This is a genomic window from Thermocoleostomius sinensis A174 (genome assembly GCF_026802175.1).
In the GTDB taxonomy this organism is placed as follows: domain Bacteria; phylum Cyanobacteriota; class Cyanobacteriia; order Elainellales; family Elainellaceae; genus Thermocoleostomius; species Thermocoleostomius sinensis.
The window spans coordinates 1,608,888-1,626,813 of record NZ_CP113797.1; the positions used below are offsets into that span (position 1 = coordinate 1,608,888).

Consider the following 17,926-nt stretch of genomic DNA (forward strand, 5'->3'; position numbering starts at 1 on the left):
GATCTAATCCTGCAAGCGATTCAACTCATGCAGCAACAGCGCTTCGGCTTCAGATTCCGAAAGTTGCTCCACATCTATCAAATCAGGGGTGGGTGGGGTGCGAGAAACGGAGGCATGATCCTTTGCAGATTGTCCCAGTCGATTGCTCAGATGCTCGGTCAGTGCTGCCAAGGTGGGATAGTCGAACAGCAACGTGGAAGATAATGAGCAACCGAGGCTGGTTTGTAAGCGGTTTCTCAGTTCCACCGAGGTTAATGAATCCATGCCCAACTCAGACAATCCTTGGTGAGGATCATCCAGCAGTGATGGTTCCAACCCCAACACTTTTGCCACTTGAACGCGAACATGATCAAACAGCAATCGAGGGCGATCGTCCACCGAGGCGGCTTCCAGCATTTGCAGAAATGAAAGAGTAGTGGTTGATGGTGCAGTGATCACGTCAGACAAAAACGCGGTCAGCGCTGCGGGAATACCCTCCGTGGCATCGAAAGATCGATCGATCGGCAAGACGCCCATTTGTCCCATTGGCTGTGATATTAGGTAATCCAGGATTTCTAGCCCTTGGGCAGGTGAAATTGATCCTATGTTTGAGAGCGTAGATCGTTGAGGAGGGGACGATCGCGCCGCCAGCCCAATCTCGCTCCATGCCCCCCAGTTGATGCTCAGCCCCGGTAACCCAATCGCCCGTCGTGCTTGTGCCAGCGCATCTAAAAAGGCATTTGCGGCGGCATAGTTGGCTTGTCCTGCTGCTCCTAGCAGCGATGCTGCCGAGGAAAACAACACAAAAAGATCGATCGGCTGATCTTGTGTCAAGCGATGCAAATTCCAAGCGCCCTGTACTTTGGCAGCCATAACGCGCTCGAAATGATCCCAGGTTTGCTGTTGAAGGGTGCGATCGTCAATTAGTCCAGCGGCGTGGAGGATGCCTTTGAGGGAGTTGGGAGGGTTGAAGAGGTAAGGTTGGAGAATGGGCCGGAGTTGTTCTAGCTCTGCTACGTCAGCGTGGGCGATCGTAATGGTGGCTCCAGCGGCTTCTAGTTGACGAATCGTGGTTTGGGCCACAGTAGAGGGAGCATTGCGACCAATCAGTAACAAATGGGTAGCTCCCTTGTTTACAAGCCATTGCGCCACTCGCAAACCCAGATCGCCCAGTCCGCCGGTAATTAAATAAGTTCCATTTTGACAAATTTGAATCGATTGGGTCTGAGTTGGTTGAGGCGGCGTGATTACCAGCTTACCGATGTGTTTGGCTTGCTGCATAGTCCGAAATGCTTCGATCGCCTTTCCACTAGAAAAACTCGTTAAGGGCAGCGGGTGCAGGTGTTGAGCTTGAAATTGGTGCATTAACGAGTGGAGGCTCGATCGCACCCCATCTGGCTGTTGCTGCGCGACCTGCATGAGATCGACCAAAAAATAAGAAACATCCGGCCTACTCTGCGCAACCTGGGCGGCGCTCCAGACGCCGTGTTTGCCAATTTCCACAAAGCGCCCGTTGGCACGCAACACCGATAAACTTTTGGGAATGAACTTGTCCGACAAGCAGTTCAGCACCACGTCTACACCTTGTCCTTGAGTAGTCGCCATAAGGGTATCGGCAAAGTCCAGCGTGCGAGAATTCATCACGTGTTTGATACCGATCGATCGAAGAAACGTCCATTTGCTGGGCGATGCTGTAGCAAAAATTTCTGCTCCAATCTGCTGGGCAATCTGAACTGCTGCTAATCCGACTCCACCCGCCGCTGCATGAATCAAGATGCGATCGCCAGGCGCTAGCTTTGCCAACTGTTTTAGCGTGTAATCAGCGGTTAGAAACGCAGTGGGAATCGTAGCTGCCGCCGCAAAACTGAGCAGCTTTGGTTTCAGCGCTACTAGCCGGGCATCCACTGTCACATACTGACTGAAGCTACCAGACGCGATCGCCACCACCGCATCACCAACCTGAAAATGAGTGACATCCGAACCAACCGCGACAATTTCGCCCGCACATTCCAAACCCAGTTGTTCCGCACCCGGATACAGATCCAGCGCATTCAGAACATCGCGAAAGTTCAATCCACTGGCATGAACCTGAATTTCCACTTCGCCTGCTTCGGGTGAACGTCGAGGACTCGATCGCCACATCAACGAATCGAGCGTGCCGCGATTAGTTATATCTAGTTTTAGAGAATCTATTTCAGAATTGTTTTGAGAATTTGATTGATGACTTGACTTGAATTGATGTTGAACTAATCGTGCTGCTAATCGATCGCCCTGACGAAAAGCAATTTGGCTTTCATAGTCATTGTTGTCGAGAATTTCATAAGCCAATCCAGTAACATCAATTGAATCTGGATCAAGATCAACTTGTGTACAGTGTAATTCTGGGTGTTCCAGCGCGATCGTGCGTCCTAGTCCCCACAGCGGCGCTTGTCCAAGTGTACTGAACGGGCGATTGGTCGTTCCAATCATTTGAGCGCCACGAGTGATTAGCCATAAGCGCGGCGGCTGAGATAATTTGGCATTGATTAAAGCTTGCGTTAAATACAAAGCACTCTGACAACTTCGTTGAACGGATTCGTTGAGCAAGTCCTCCTCACTATTAGGAACAATACTCCAAAGATGAACCACCCCCTGCAATGGTCGATCGCTCTCCGCCCCCCTTAAAACCACAGACAGCAAAGATTGAAACTCTTCTGGGTGGGCTGGATTAATAAAAAACGATCGATCAGTTTGCTGAAAGCTATCACCCGGGTATACAACAACACAGATCTGCTGCTGAGCTTCCAGACACGCCTGTAATTTCTCCGCAATGCCCCCAGCATCCGCGAAAATCAGCCACGTACCAGAACATATCCGATCGTCTGCCCTCCATTCCCAACTCCCGATTCCCAATTCCCGATTCCCGATTCTCTGCCACTCCACCCCATACAGCCAATCCTGCCAAGCGGACGATGCAGTTCCCAACACAGCTTCGCGACGAGTGCACTGAGCGGTCAATCCTTCTACCTGTGCCACTCGATTGCCAGTTTCATCCCATATTGTGACATCGGCAATGACTGAAGAAGACCGATTGGCGATCGATCGAATCTGCGCATGACTCCAAAGGGTGGACGTGGGCGATTGATGCAGGTAAAACCGATCTAAACTAATCGGAATATAAGTTTCAGATTGAATCACTGGCGGTAATGCCGCTAATATCACCTGAAGACAAGCATCGAATAATGCTGGATGGAATTGATAGTTGACATGATCGAGACTTAACGTAGACGGAAGCTGTACTTGTCCCAACGCTTCACCATCTCGTCGCCACAGTTGTTTGATTCCTTGGAAATATGTGCCATACTCAAGCCCTTGCATCTGACACCGTTGGTAGTGTGTTTCAGACGATCGTGTTTCAGTAAATGATTGTTGTAATTCAGGCAGAACGGATTTTAGTGCTTCATGGTTAAGCGCAGGGTTTGTCTTAAATTCTATAATCCTTCCAGATGCATGTAATATCCAATCATCTGGTTGTTCTTCAGTGGCGAGGCTATAAATCTCAAATACTGCTTCATTTCCCTTTCTCGTTATGATGAATTGAAGCGTTTTTACTTGTGCATCTGCTAGTAACAATGCTTGTCGAATCGTTACCTGTTCCAGAAACACATCTGTCTTCAAGATGGACTTCCCAGCCGCTAGCGCCATGTCCAAGTACGCTGTAGCAGGGACGATCGCCTGTCCATATACTCGATGATCAGCAAGCCAAGCGGGGGCGGTGGTACAAAGGTGAGCCTGAAAGACAATCGACTTCAAGGCAGTGGGTAAGCGATGTCCCAATAATGGATGGATAGTTGGGGATTGGGGATTGGGGGTTAGGGACTCTAACCAATAGCGTTGGCGTTGGAAGGGATAGGTGGGAAGTGACAGGCGTTGGTAGGAATCGCCTTGATAAACTTGTTGCCACTCGATTGTCAGTCCTCGCTGATAGAGGTGTGCAAGACTCTGCAAAAGCTGTTGCCAGTCAGAGCGATCCGGGTGCAAACTCGGCAGCCAGGAGATAGAGGGGGAATCGAACTGCGATCGGGCCATGCCGATCAGCACGGGTTTGGGGCCACATTCAATCGCGATATCAAACCTCAGGGTTTGTAAGGTATTGAGGCTGGCAGCAAACTGTACAGGTTGGCAAATATGGTGCACCCAGTACTCTGGTGTGGCAATGGCTTCTGTGATTTTTTCGCCAGTTACATTCGAGATTAGATCAAGCTGCGGGGAAGTATATTGCACCGTCCGCGCTACCTGCTCAAACTCAGCCAACATCGGCCGCATCATCGGGGAATGAAAGGCGTGAGAGACATCAAGCGATCGGGTTTGGATATTTTGAGCTTGTAGATCCGCCACAATCGCCTGCAAGTCCTCGTTAGGGCCTGAAATCACCGTCTGTTCAGATCCGTTAATGGCAGCAACGGCAACGTTTTGGTAAGCCGCGATCGTCGCTCTCACATCGGCTGAATTGGCAAGCACAGATACCATACCGCCTGTTGGTAATGCCTGCATCAATCGTCCCCGTGCGGCCACTAACTTTAGTCCATCTTCCAGACTAAACACCCCTGCTACACAAGCTGCTACATATTCGCCCAGGCTATGACCCATAACAACTGTGGGTAGAATGCCCCACGATTGCCACAGTACTGCCAAGGCATATTCGATCGCAAACAAAGCAGGCTGTACAAAAGCCGTTTCTACAAGGGATGAAGCATGAGGGATGAGGGCTGAATACCCGATCGCATCTTGCCGATCGGTTTCAGCATTAAGAACGGTAGTACAGCGATCGATCGCGGCTCGAAAGACGGGTTGGGTTTCGTACAACTCGCGGCCCATATTGAGATACTGTGATCCTTGTCCCGTAAATAAGAAGGCGATTTTAGGACGAGATTGAGCAAGACCCGGTGCGATCGCCGGAATCTGGCCGGCACACCATTTAGAAAGTTGTTGACGTAGCGCTTGAACTGAATCAGCGACCACTGCCAAGCGATATTGAAAATGCGATCGACCCACATTTGCCGTAAAACACAAATCTGCCAACGAAACAGTGGAGTGCATCATCAAAAACCGCTCATATCGTGCTGCCAATTGCCGTAACGCCCCTTCATTCTTAGCCGACAACGCCAGTACCTGCCACGCTCCCCTCCTCTTCCGACTTCCGACTTCCGACTTCCGACTTCCGACTCCCTCAAACTCCTCCAACACCAAATGTACATTTGTGCCACCAATCCCCAATGAGTTTACACCTGCCCGTCGCGGATGTTCGATTGCCTGCCACTCCGATAGCACTGTATTGACGTAAAATGGACTGCTGGCAAAGTCGATTTGAGGATTGGGTATCTCAAAATGCAGACTGGGCGGCAATTTTTTGTGGTGCAACGCCAACACGGTTTTGATAAACCCCACCACGCCAGAGGCAATGTTGAGATGCCCGACGTTGGTTTTCACCGACCCGATCGCACAAAACTGAGTCTGCTGAGTGCCAAGGCGAAAGGCTTGCGTGAGTCCGGCAATTTCGATTGGATCGCCCAACGCTGTGCCAGTGCCGTGTGCTTCCACATAGGTAACAGTAGCGGGATCAATGCCTGCGATCGACAAGGCTGTGGCGGTCACAGTGGCTTGTCCTTCAGCGCTGGGAGCCAGATACCCAACCTTGGTGCTGCCGTCGTTGCCGATCGCCGATCCTTTAATTACCGCATAGATTTGATCACCGTCCTCGATTGCGTCCGCCAGTCGTTTCAACACTACCAACCCTACACCACTGCCAAAAATTGTCCCCTGTGCCCGCGCATCAAACGCACGGCAATGTCCATCCGGTGACAAAATCAGCCCCTCTTGATATAGATGTCCCACCTTCTGTGGCGTATGCACTGACACCCCACCCGCCAAAGCCATGTCGCACTCACCGTTTAGCAGGCTTTGTGTCGCCAAATGAATCGCCACCAATGACGTAGAACAAGCCGTTTGCACATTCACACTCGGACCCGTCAGGTTGAGTTTATAAGAAACGCGAGTAGTCAGGTAATCCTTATCATTGCCGATCGTCATCTGCAAGCCGCCCATTGAACTCAAGGTCACGACCTGTAGGGAATCGTTTTCATCGAAGCGCTGCCGATTGGGATAGACATGATTCAACAAATAGGTATTCATCGACGCCCCGGCATAGAGACCGATCGCACCAGGATAGGTAAAGGGGTTGTAGCCCGCATCTTCCAGGCTTTGCCACGCACATTCCAGCAACAGCCGCTGCTGTGGATCTATGACCTCGGCTTCTTTGGCGCTATAGCCAAAAAACTCAGCATCAAAGCGTTCAATATCGGACAGAATTGGGCTAGCTTTAACGTAGTGGGGATGTTGAAGCAAGGCTGGATCAACCCCCGATGCTAGAATTTCCGCATCGCTGAACCAGGAAATGGACTCAATCCCCTCACACAGGTTTTGCCAAAACTGAGCGATCGAATCGGCTCCAGGAAATCGTCCTGCCATGCCGATCACGGCAACGTCTGTATCAATGCCCATAGTTTCCGTTTGACGCTGACGGAATGGACGCTTCAGTCGAGGTTGCAGCGGTTCAGTTTGGGACGATTGGCTCATGTAACTTGCCAAGGTGGCGATCGTAGGATGTTGAAACAGATCGATTGCCAACAACGCATAACCCGCCTGCTGCAAGTGATGCAGCACCTGCATCAACCGCAGCGAATTACCACCCAGTTCAAAAAAATTGTCTTGCGTCCCAACTTGCTCTAATTCCAATACATCTTGCCAGATCTCCACAAGCTGCTGTTCTAATTCAGTTTGCGGCAGAGCCGCCGGGGTCGATCGCGCCTTCACCAATCCTTCGATCTCATTCAGAATTGAATCGAACTCGCCCGCCTGAAACCGCTGGACTAATTGGCTGCGCTGAATTTTGCCGATCGTCGTTTTGGGAATCTCGTGGGGATTCACCGGAATCAGATAATCCGGACTGACACCAAGCCGAGTCATTACCGTGCGGCGAATCGATCTCACCAAGTCACCAATCGCTTGATCTGAATCCGCAGGGCTGAAGAAGATCACCAGTCGATCGGTGGTATCATCTGCTCGGCGCACAGCACAGGCGGCTGTATAGGAAGTCACGACTGGTAGTTCTTCCACGATCGCTTCAATCTCGTGGTTATAGTAATTGGCGCCGTTGATAACGATGACTTCCTTTTGCCGACCTGTAATTGTCAAGCGACCGTGACGCAGAACCCCCAAATCTCCCGTAATAAACCAGCCGTCTTCTGTAAAAATTTCATCGTTGAGATCAGGGCGATGATAATAACCACTTGTCACTGTTGCTCCCCGCACTTGCAACAGCCCGATCGTGCCTTCTGACACCAATTGATTCTGTTCATCGACAATACGAATGGCTACACCCGGAATTGGGTTGCCCACTTCCACAAAGGTATCGCTGTCTGAGGTGGTTGCCAGTGAGAAATTATGGGAATGAACAATACCTGAACAGGTTTCCGACATCCCATAGCCCGGACTCACAGCCGTTTGGCTTAACCCATACGGCAGTAGTAGTTCCAAAAATTGGCGTGTCGTTTTGCCCACCACCGCTTCGGCCCCGTTGCCCATCCACTGTACACACGACAAATCCCACGATCGATTGGCAATTTCATCAGCCCGATCGTTCACCAGCCCATAGGCAAAATTAGGGGCCCATGTGGCTGTCACCCGATAGCGATCGATCAACTCCAGCCAGTGCAACGGTTCTTGCAAAATGCGTTCAATCGGCACATGAATTTGTTGACAGCCCACAAACACTTCGGTTAAGTGAAACATCACCAAACTGGCCACATGTTCCAGTGGCATCCAGTTCAGCGTAATGGAATTGCCCGATAGTCCATTTACTGTCGCCATGCCATAGACGCTTGCCAGCAAATTTCGCGCCGTCAGCATCACGCCCTTGGGATTACCCGTACTGCCCGAAGTCAACAGAATCAGCGCCAATTGGTCGAGATCAGCCTGGTAAGGCTGCTTGTCCGGTTCGTTACACAGGAGAGAGTCGATCGCCACAATTTTAGATAAAGCGTTCAACTCAGACTTTGACCTCAACCCATCACCGATCGCTCCCTCTAAATTTTGGCTCGTCAGCACCGTTGCCCGCTCCAACAACTGTGTTGCATAGTGCACCGGATGAGCCTTGTCTTGATCAAGGGTATAGGTAGGCGGTACAGCAATCGGCACAGGCACAAACCCACCCAACACACAGCCCCAAAACCCTGCTAGAAATTCCTGCGGTTGTGCAAGTTGCAGAATAACAGGATCGCGTGGCTGCAACCCCGATTTCCTCAATCCTGTCAGCACTCGCTGGGATCGATCGAGCAACGTTGAATAAGCCTGAAACTGTTCGGTTCCATCTGGTTGAAGACAAAGAATCCCCATATCAGACTGGGCCGCCCGTTGCAACACATCAGGCAGCGTCAATTTCCACAACTCCTCTGAAATCGTGGCTCCTTCACATATCGATTGCCTAAGCATCGTTGCATCCAGATGCTGGCTCATCTGGGCACACGGTTGATAACGATCGATCGATTCAGGATGATTTCCCATGGCTTCCCCTCACACCTGACGTACCTGACGCTACGCTCCTTGATAAGCTTCAGTATGTTATACCAACAATTCCGATGAAATACCGAAATCTGCCAAATTCAAGGCATCTAGTATACTAGCGACTTTAGGCTAGAGGATGAAGGATAAGAAGAAAAGGCTACAGGATAAACCATGAAGAGAGCAGACAAAAAGAAGAGAGCAGACAAAAAGGAAACAACGGGTAGTTCTCGTGTCTCAGTTTATAGTTGGGGCTACAGTGCGATCGATACCTTGATCGATACCTTCAGACAAAACCACCGAAACTAGACAAATTCAAGCTTAAATAGTTTTTCCATTCCCACTCCCGACTCCCGATTCCCCATTCCCGACTCCCTATCTTCTGCCATTATTCTGATTGAACATGGAGACGATCACACTAACTATTTCCGATGAAACGTTACGAGATGGCGAGCAGCAAGTTGGGTTGTTATTTACCCCTGAAATGAAATACAACTTAGCGCATCAAATTGCCAAAACAGGAGTGCATCAAATTGCCCTGATGCCTGCCGTTCATGCGACAGAAGAACAGCTTGTTGAAACGCTGGTAATGCAAGGGCTTGAAAAACGTATTGCCGCTTCTACCATGATGACGCGATCGTTCATTGATCTATCTAAATCTTGTGGCGTCAAGCAAATTATTTTGTTTCATGCTGTGTCCGATCGGCTGTTGTTCTTACGTGATGTTGAAATCAGTCAGCAGCCCCTATATCAGGGGAAAACCATTGATGATTCAATACCTAACGCTGTAATCGATCGGCTTCGCCAAACAATGTTACAAAAAGTAGTTGAGCATTTGCGATACGCTGCTAGTCAAGGATTGAAAATCTATTTCGCCGCTGAAGATGCCAGTCGGGCTGATTTTGATTTTCTAGTCGAGTGCATTCGCGTCTTTATGCCATACCTGCAACAGTTTTTGTTGTGTGATACTGTAGGCGTTCTAACCCCTGAAAAAACGTTTGTCTGGATGCGCGATCTGTTGGAATATACCAATCATCCGTCTTTGTCGGTACATTTTCACAACGATATGGGACTAGCGCTGGAAAACACGATTCAAGCCGTTGTTGCAGGCGCGGTGGGAATTTCCGGTACATTTGGCGGTATTGGCGAACGATCGGGGAATGTCGCTCTAGATCAGGTTTTAAACGGGCTACGGCTGCGGTTTGGCTGGGAAGTGGACGGCATTGATTATGATGCGGTGGCTGCCCTCAGCGACTACTTCGCGCAACACAATATTCGTGCCCATCCTCCCTATTCTCCACAATCCCAACGCCACGAAGCGGGAATTCATGTTCACTCTCTTCTGCGCGATCGCCACAGCTATGCCATTTTTCCCTATGGACAACCGGAGATCTGGTTTGGCAAATGTAGCGGCGTCAGCAACGTGCAATACTTGTTTGAGCGCCACTTATGCCACCCCCTGACCCGCGACCACTATGAACGCTTGAGCCTTGCCATCAAGACCCTAGCTATTCAGGAAAATCGATCGTTTTCAGTTGCAGAGGTGGTGCAGATGCTCCAGTCAGGAAAACTAGGGACAGATTTATCCCCGCTTGATCCTCCCTAACCCTTAAAGCAGGATTATCAGAATTATCCTTCTTGCTCTGTGCCAACAACAGCAGGGGTCAATAAAACGGCTCGACGACTATCAACGAGAATCGCCGTAAATCCTCGTTCATTCAAAGCTTGCAGTAGCGCTGCCGCCACCGTCGGGTCGGTCGTATGCGTAGCCAGCAAGAAAGGCCGTTGCTCATAGGACACCAACCCCACAGGTTGAGCCGTTAGCTGCTTCACATCCGCTGCTACTTCTGGACGATTGAAATAGTGAACGAGCACCGCATACCCCGCACCCAATGGTTGTGGATTAAACATCTCCGTGGAACCAACACGATCGACAGTAGGTGCAGCCGCATTGACAGCAGGCTGGGGCGCTGATTCGGGTACAGGTTCTGGCGTTGCTGAAACGTCAGTTGGTGTCGGGAAGGCAGGAGAAGCACTCTCAACAGACGGTGGTTGGCTGGTTGTTTCGGAAACCGTAGCATTGGTTTCGCCAGAGACCGACGGCTGAGTTGAACTGGGCAAATTAGAAGAACTTGCTGGCTCGGTTGGGGGTGTGGATGCTTCCGGAGAAGGGGACGGGGCGGTGGATGGGCGAGCCACAAACGCTTGCAAGCCTGTCATGTCTGCAAGGTACTGGGCCCATGCATTAGCAATTTCGGCAGTTGCAAACCCACCCACACGTACCACCGGATCATTGAGGTATTGACAGTTAGTGAGCACCGCATTTTCTGGTAGTAGCTGGCGCAATTGCTCTTCTGTGTCGGCTTGTTGACGAACGACCAGCAACAAATGTTCATTCGTTTGAGGCGGAGCGCAGGTAGGCAATGTTTGGGCCCAACTTCGAGTCTCCAGCCCTTGCAGTGTAAGAACTGTAGCACTAAACAAGAGTACCGATCGCACAAAAACAGCATCGTGCCGGGTTAAAAACAACCGCATAACAAACCTCAGGCCAACGTTAGAACAGCATTAGACAGCATATCCAGCTAAGCTTAAGCAGGATTGGAAAACGTAGAGGTTCAGCCTACTTAAGAAACCGAAACCAACGACGCCAGCGGATCAGGAATCGTCTCCGAAGGTGCTAGAAATTGACCAACCACAACAAATTCTAGACGCAGCTTCAGCCAGGTGATGAACGATTGATTGGTCGAAATTACCGCCGCCGCGGGTTGGGGGCATTTAGCCTTTACCTCCGCCATTTCAGGAGCCTCCAAAAACGCTGGCTGCTGCACCAACCAAAAATCGATCGGTTTTTCCTGCTCTTGATAGTAGCGAGTCCGCTCTTTGAGCACTTCTTCCAGCGGTTCCTCATCGATCAAGAACGACTGGCTGGCTAAAACATAGTAATAGGTTTGCATGAGTTTGAACCTGATTTGAACTTGATTTGAACTTTAAGTTTTATCTAGAAGTTAAGTGAGAGGCTGTTGAGAATTCGGTAGTGGGTAATGGGTGATAGGAAATAGGTAATGGAGATAAATGCTAAAGGCTGAAGTTTCAAATCCAGATCCTGCTTTCTGCTCCCGATTCCCGATTGCCCATTCCCCACTCCCGCCTTTGTTTCTTATTCCCCAACTCCCCCGATCGCTTGTTTCATTTCGCGCACGGCTCGTTCCATCCCCACCAGCACAGCCCGACTAATAATTGTATGACCAATATTCAATTCTTCCATGCCAGGTAAGGCGGCAATGGGATGGACATTCCAATAGGTGAGACCATGCCCTGCGTTAATGCGCAACCCATGAGACAGAGCTTGTTCGCAGCCCGATCGCAGCATCTCCAATTCCTTGGCGCGATTAGGCTCGCTAGAGGCGTCTGCATATGACCCTGTGTGCAGTTCAATAAATTGAGCCTGAATGGTGGCAGCCGCCTGAATTTGCCGCTCGTCTGCGTCAATAAACAAGCTGACGGGAATGCCAGCCGCTTGCAGCGTGCTAACCACCTGTTGCATTCGCTCCAGTTGTCCTGCCACGTCCAATCCGCCTTCGGTGGTGACTTCTTCTCGCCGCTCTGGTACCAAGGTGACATAGTCAGGGTGAATGTCTAGGGCGATCGCTACCATTTCATCGGTAGCGGCCATCTCTAAATTTAAGTGAGTTCGTACTATTTGTCGCAATAGGCGCACATCGCGATCTTGAATATGTCGTCGATCTTCGCGTAGATGCACGGTAATGCCGTCAGCCCCGGCCAGTTCTGCTAAAACGGCGGCGGCGATCGGATCAGGTTCTACAGTCCGGCGAGCTTGTCGAATTGTTGCCACATGATCGATATTGACACCCAAAGTCGGCAATCTTGTTCTCTCCTTCTACCATGCGTATTTCCAAAAACATCTTACCTGATGTCTAGCAGTTCAAAAGTTCTGAAACGTAAGTTTTAAGCTTCACTGCGATAATGTGCTACACAGGAATTGTTTGTAGTGATAGTAAAAAAACTCACCAATCAGCGGGTTCATGCTTTATTGTCTAAGTAACGTTGTCTTGGTTGAGGAGGTTGCTCCCGATTCTATTCTTGCTTTTCCTACGACTGGCACAAAACAGGGCGCTCACCTGAATTTCTTGCCGTAGCTAGATAAGCAAGGAACCGATTGTGAATCATTGAAGCAAGTAATTTCCTAAACGTGATGTTAGCCCTCTACCTAGAAGAGCAAAATTCTGGTTAGTTGGTATGTATTGATTATGACTCGGCTTGCGAGGGTTAATCAGGGACATTCGGCTGTGAAACGATCGTCCTCCTGAGCGATTGTCTTCTCATTAATTGTCTGAAGGGAACCGTTAATCCATTGGGGCAGCTATGAATGATGAAGGTTTCAGCCATGTATCTTCTCGCCGTTCCGGGTTTTGTTCCATGAAAATGCTATCTACTCATTCAGAAACTTTGCAGCAGAAGTTTCTAGAACAGAGTTATCGCCAACTATCTGCTTCTCGCTGGTGGCAGTGCTTTCTGCCAAATGTTGTGGCAACAGGAATTGTACTCGGCTTTCTTCTGCTCGGACTTTGTCAACGCTTGGAAGCCTCCTTATATCAATGCTTGCTGATGCAACCGTCGATCGTACCAGCGAATTGGCTCAACGTCAGCATGGTGGTCTTGCTTTTGGGATTGGGGTTAGGAGGAGGCTTGGCACGACTGCGGTTTCGCTATCGGTTTGGAACCTGGGTGGCATTGGGCTGGGGCTGGCTCGGCTTCAGCCTTGGGCTGGGAGGGCTGGGGCATCCACTCCCCATTTTCACCCTGGCGCTTTTGTTTGGCGTCAATGCCGTCACGGTTGCTTCAGCCGAATGGATGCGCACGTATTTGAGTTTGCGTCGCAGCGAAGAACGTTATGCGTTGGCGGCTCATGGTTCCCACGAGGGAGTGTGGGATTGGAATCTGCAAACGAACCGCATCTATTTTTCTCAGCGTTGGCGGCAAATGTTGGGCGATCCGATCGCCACCGATCGCAAATCTGATCATTGGGTAGGAGGAGGGCAAATTGGTTTAGTAGACAGCCCAGAATTGTGGTTTACCCGCGTTCATCCGCTAGATTTAATTCCACTGAAAGCGGCGATCGCTGCTCATCTTAACCATAAAACGGATTATTTTGAGCAGGAATACCGATTGCTGCATTATGACGGAACCTATCGCTGGATGTTGGCTCGCGGACTGGCGGTTTGCAATCGCGATGGACGCCCCGAACGCTTAGTTGGAACCCAAACTGATATCACCCAGCGCAAACAAACCGAAGAGGAACTGTGGCGCAGTGCTTTTTTTGATAAGCTCACAGACTTACCCAACCGCACTGGATTCACCAAGCAGGTGCAACAAGCGCTCGAGCGCACCCATCATCAGTTGGAATCATTTGCCGTGCTGTGGGTGGATATTGACTGTTTCGAGCTAATTAATAACAGCTTTGGTGGTAACGTTGGCGATCAACTACTGATCTCCGTATCGCAGCGGCTTCGGGCGACCCTTCCCTCGACTGATGTGGTGGCTCGAATGGGCGGTGACGAATTTGCAATTCTGCTAGATCAAACTCAAACAGTTGATGAAGCCATTCGTGTTGCTAAACAATTGCAAGAGGTGCTGTCCTTACCGTTCCAGATTGGTGTCCAGGAAATTTTTATTACCGTCAGCATTGGCATTGCCTTCAGTTCTAACCAATATCGCAATCCAGAACATATTTTGCGCGACGCTGATACGGCCATGCACCGTGCCAAAGCCTTCGGACGATCGCGCTATCAAGTGTTTGACCAAACCATGCGGACCCGAATGGTGGTTCGATTGCTGCTAGAAAATGATCTGCGTCGGGTAGTGTCCTCAGAACCCTGTGAGCGTTGCCAAGAGCTACAGCTTTTATATCAACCGATCGTCCAGTTAGAGACGGGAGCACTGGCTGGATTTGAGGCGCTGGTTCGCTGGCAACATCCAGAAAAGGGATTACTGTCCCCTAAGAAGTTTATTTCGGTGGCCGAAGACACCGGGTTAATTATTCCCATGAGCGGCTGGATTTTGCGATCGGCGTGTTTACAGATGCGGCAATGGCAGCTTTTATTTCCTGATCAGTTTCCCCTCACCATGAGCGTGAATTTATCCAGCCAGCAGTTTTCGATGCCTAATTTACCGAAGTACATCGAGCAAATTTTGCAGGAAACCGATCTGAATCCGGTGCATCTGAAGTTGGAGATCACCGAAAGTATGTTGATGGAGAATGCTGCCTCGATCGTCTCCGTTCTTCGTCAAATTCGGGCGCTGGGCATTCAGCTAGCCATCGATGATTTTGGTACAGGTTATTCTTCCTTAAGCTACTTGGCTCGGTTTCCCATCAATACCCTCAAAATCGATCGATCATTTATTCATAACATCGACCTTAACAGCGACAGTCGCGAAATAGTCAAAACCGTGCACGCCTTGGCTCACAATTTGGGCATGGACGTGACGGCGGAAGGGGTTGAAACGATCGACCAAGTGCAGCACCTGCAAACAATGAACTGTGAGTATGGACAGGGATATTTTTTCTCGCCACCGTTGCACACCGAGGCGGTCACACAGCTATTGCGACAGCAATCCTGTAATCGTTCTAGTATCTAGTTGGATCAAGGTAAGATAATGGTTTCAACGGCGATCGACCTTTTAGGCGCTATGGCATTCGGCTCTTCGACTGAACATATTAACCCGGCAACTATTGTCACGACATCTGTCACGACATCTGCCCTCACCCTCAATCCCTCACCCTCTAGGAGAGGGACTTCCGAACTGGCTCCCCTTCTCTTTTTCTGGGAGTAGGGGCTAGGGGATGAGGAGGATTCGGGATGCAAGATCAAATATGGCCGGGTTAATAACAGAACAAATTTTTCAGCTATGCTTTGATACCGCCATGAAGATGTAACTGTACAGCTTAAAGGTCATGGTCACTGTTTGGTTTATTCGTCACGCTGAAAGCGAGTCTAATGCTGGATTACCTACTCGCGATCCAGCTTCAACGCGCATCACCCCCACGGGAGAAGAACAAGCCCAGCAAATTGCCGACTGTCTTCCCGATGCCCCGTCATTAATTGTGACATCGCCCTATCTTCGCACCAAACAGACCGCCCAGCCTACAATTCAACGCTTTGCCAGCGTACCCCAAGCCGAATGGCCCATTCAGGAATTTACGTTTCTTGCACCTCGAAACTATTACAACACCACACGTCTACAGCGCTACCCCATGGTACAAGCCTATTGGCAACATGCTGATCCCTTTTACGTGGAAGACGAAGGGGCAGAATCGTTTGCAGATTTAGTCGGGCGGGTAGAGTGGGTGCGATCGCACATCTTGCAGCTTAGCGAGACAGCCACCCAGCGGGACAAGCATCCCGATTCCTTCATTGTTGCCTTCAGTCACGGGCGGTTCATTCGAGCGGTTGCTTGGGTACTGCTTGTGCGTCCGCAGACGATCGATCGCACAACGATGCAGCAATTTCAGGCTTTTTCCGAGTCTGTCCTAGTTCCTAATGGCACAATCTTGAAGGTGCAGGCCCAAGCTAGTGAAGTTTGGTTAAGCGGTTTACAAACAGAGCATATGCAGAAACCCCAGCAGATGATTTCTGATCCGCAAGTCAAACCATAGCCGAAGAGAACCACTGCACTCAATCCCCTAGACTGAGGACTGAGCGCAGTTGGAACTGGATCTTTATCTTTAAAGCACGGGCGTAGTCGCAAAATAGTCGCCAACTGCCAATGCACCTTTGTTCAAGTCACCAGGTTTGAACTGAATGCCGGTCACATCCACCAGCAAGTCATTTGATGGCGAGAAGCCCCGCTTGCTGTCATTCACCGCCAGATATGTTCTGTTACGTGCTCGGAAAAACACAGCTTCGTCGGGTCTCAACCGTTGGTTGCCCGGCTTTTTGAAGTTCTTATCGTTGAAAGCCGCTTCTGCTGCTTTGCGCAGATTAGTCCTAAATCGACCTGCATTGAATAACCTTCTGGGTAGTTCGATCGTCCCCAAATTATCATCGAAATCTAGCTGAATTCGATCGCCTTCTGCAAAGTTGAAGTCAGTAATGCGATCGAGGCGACGCAATGTCGATTTTCGGAGAGCTTCACGCTTGGTTCGACCCGAGAAGACAAATCGATCGGCTCCGAGATTGCCTGTAAGGATATCACGACGGCCAGTACTCAGCAGACTTTCGTCTTGATCGTCCCCAATCACCACATCTCCGCCGTCAGGGGTGGTATTGCCACCCCCAACTACAACACTGCTAAAGCTTCCGGAAATCGGAACACCATCAGCCTGAATGGCCACATTACCCACTTCGTGAACGTTGGTAGCGCCTCCAGTAGAAGCTGCAAAGGCAAACTTGAAGGTGCTTGGTAGGGGGCCATTGCCAGCCTCAATAACATTGAACTCCAGTACTTTTTCACCCGGATCATTAAAGTCCCCGTCCAGATTAATGTCAAGGGAAACAGCTAGTTTGCCCGTGTTGTCTAGGTCAATTTTGGCGCGTCGTCTGGAATTCTCTCGTGTTGCCCCGGTTCCAGGATTGTCTAACTGGATAGGTAGATTGAAAGCACCATTCAAGAACCGATAATTCGTTGCTTCACTGCCGCGAACTCCGATCGAGTTTGGGCGTCTGTGAGGGAATCCGTCTGTTCGTCCCTCTGTAGAGTTGGAGAAAAAACCAAATTCATCAAAGCCAACGCCCAAATAGCCACCGCTAATACCGGGTATGGATCTGTTTCCAAATATGTACGGTGCATAGCCCAAGGAACCGCCAAACCCACCTGGTTGAGTTGGGGACTTGGAACCATCGATAAACATGAAACTAATGCCATCCCCGCCGCCCGTTGCACCTGTAGTTCCACCCGAGCCACCATATGCATAAAAATCAAACGTGATGGAAACGTTGCGGGTAAACGATACCGATCGATTAAAAGGAAGGTACTTGGCTTGAAACGGTTCAGCAGAGGTGAGTGGATAAATTGTAGGGTCTACCATACGTCAGATGCGATTACAAACTCAAGAAAATGGTCTAAAAAACAAAGCAAAGAAATGCTCAAAAACTCAAATTGCTGTGAAAAGCACAAATAGTCGATCGAGGATAGTCTTTCAGAGCAGTGCGTATCCCCGTAATCATCAACCAATGGCTAGATGTTTTACTACAAAAACTCCGCAAATTTACGCAGCACTTACTAGAAATCAAGTTTTATAAATTTTTAATAAAACTCTCTTTGATCTCTCTGAATGAGTCAATTTTTGGGAAACTTCGTTGATTTTTGCTCGTCGGCTTTTTGCTTCAAT

The 17,926-nt window shown here is 49.8% G+C and carries 8 protein-coding genes; 3 read left to right on the top strand and 5 right to left on the bottom strand.

All coding sequences use genetic code 11. From position 1 onward, the window contains the following. Positions 1-3 precede the first annotated feature (3 nt). Entirely contained in the window at positions 4-8,580 is an 8,577-nt protein-coding gene (locus OXH18_RS06960; RefSeq protein ID WP_268611754.1) for a type I polyketide synthase, read from the bottom strand. A gap of 400 nt (positions 8,581-8,980) precedes the next feature. Between OXH18_RS06960 and OXH18_RS06965 the strand changes: the two genes are divergently transcribed. Then, entirely contained in the window at positions 8,981-10,183 is a 1,203-nt protein-coding gene (locus tag OXH18_RS06965; protein WP_268611755.1) for a 2-isopropylmalate synthase, read from the top strand. Between the two features lie 23 nt (positions 10,184-10,206). Here OXH18_RS06965 and OXH18_RS06970 read toward each other — a convergent pair whose 3' ends face one another. The 3 genes from OXH18_RS06970 to OXH18_RS06980 form a co-directional block, all read right to left on the bottom strand. After that, positions 10,207-11,112, bottom strand: coding sequence for a hypothetical protein (locus OXH18_RS06970; RefSeq protein WP_268611756.1), 906 nt, complete (start codon positions 11,110-11,112; stop codon positions 10,207-10,209). 89 nt (positions 11,113-11,201) lie between these two features. Beyond that, positions 11,202-11,531, bottom strand: coding sequence for an MgPME-cyclase complex family protein (locus tag OXH18_RS06975; RefSeq protein WP_268611757.1), 330 nt, complete (start codon positions 11,529-11,531; stop codon positions 11,202-11,204). Positions 11,532-11,734: 203 nt separating this feature from the next. Then, positions 11,735-12,460 (bottom strand): pyridoxine 5'-phosphate synthase, encoded by a 726-nt coding sequence (locus OXH18_RS06980; protein ID WP_268611758.1) that lies wholly within the window; start codon positions 12,458-12,460, stop codon positions 11,735-11,737. A 560-nt stretch (positions 12,461-13,020) separates the two neighbouring features. Here OXH18_RS06980 and OXH18_RS06985 point away from each other — a divergent pair. Continuing rightward, positions 13,021-15,234: a putative bifunctional diguanylate cyclase/phosphodiesterase gene (locus OXH18_RS06985; protein ID WP_268611759.1), complete on the top strand. Its 2,214-nt coding sequence runs from the start codon at positions 13,021-13,023 to the stop codon at positions 15,232-15,234. Between the two features lie 316 nt (positions 15,235-15,550). Further along, positions 15,551-16,252, top strand: a complete 702-nt coding sequence (locus OXH18_RS06990; RefSeq protein ID WP_268611760.1) for a histidine phosphatase family protein — start codon at positions 15,551-15,553, stop codon at positions 16,250-16,252. A gap of 69 nt (positions 16,253-16,321) precedes the next feature. On the opposite strand, the gene OXH18_RS06995 is transcribed toward OXH18_RS06990, so the two are convergent. After that, the gene (locus OXH18_RS06995; RefSeq protein WP_268611762.1) at positions 16,322-17,623 is read right to left on the bottom strand and encodes a bluetail domain-containing putative surface protein; all 1,302 of its coding nucleotides are present in this window, start codon (positions 17,621-17,623) and stop codon (positions 16,322-16,324) included. Positions 17,624-17,926: the final 303 nt, after the last annotated feature.

Bases quoted from the DNA above. Each gene is read 5' to 3' on its own strand.
- OXH18_RS06990 (WP_268611760.1), top strand. From the start codon at position 15,551: ATGGTCACTGTTTGGTTTATTCGTCACGCTGAAAGCGAGTCTAATGCT.
- OXH18_RS06960 (WP_268611754.1), bottom strand. From the start codon at position 8,580: ATGGGAAATCATCCTGAATCGATCGATCGTTATCAACCGTGTGCCCAG.
- OXH18_RS06995 (WP_268611762.1), bottom strand. From the start codon at position 17,623: ATGGTAGACCCTACAATTTATCCACTCACCTCTGCTGAACCGTTTCAA.
- OXH18_RS06985 (WP_268611759.1), top strand. From the start codon at position 13,021: ATGCTATCTACTCATTCAGAAACTTTGCAGCAGAAGTTTCTAGAACAG.
- OXH18_RS06965 (WP_268611755.1), top strand. From the start codon at position 8,981: ATGGAGACGATCACACTAACTATTTCCGATGAAACGTTACGAGATGGC.
- OXH18_RS06975 (WP_268611757.1), bottom strand. From the start codon at position 11,531: ATGCAAACCTATTACTATGTTTTAGCCAGCCAGTCGTTCTTGATCGAT.
- OXH18_RS06970 (WP_268611756.1), bottom strand. From the start codon at position 11,112: ATGCGGTTGTTTTTAACCCGGCACGATGCTGTTTTTGTGCGATCGGTA.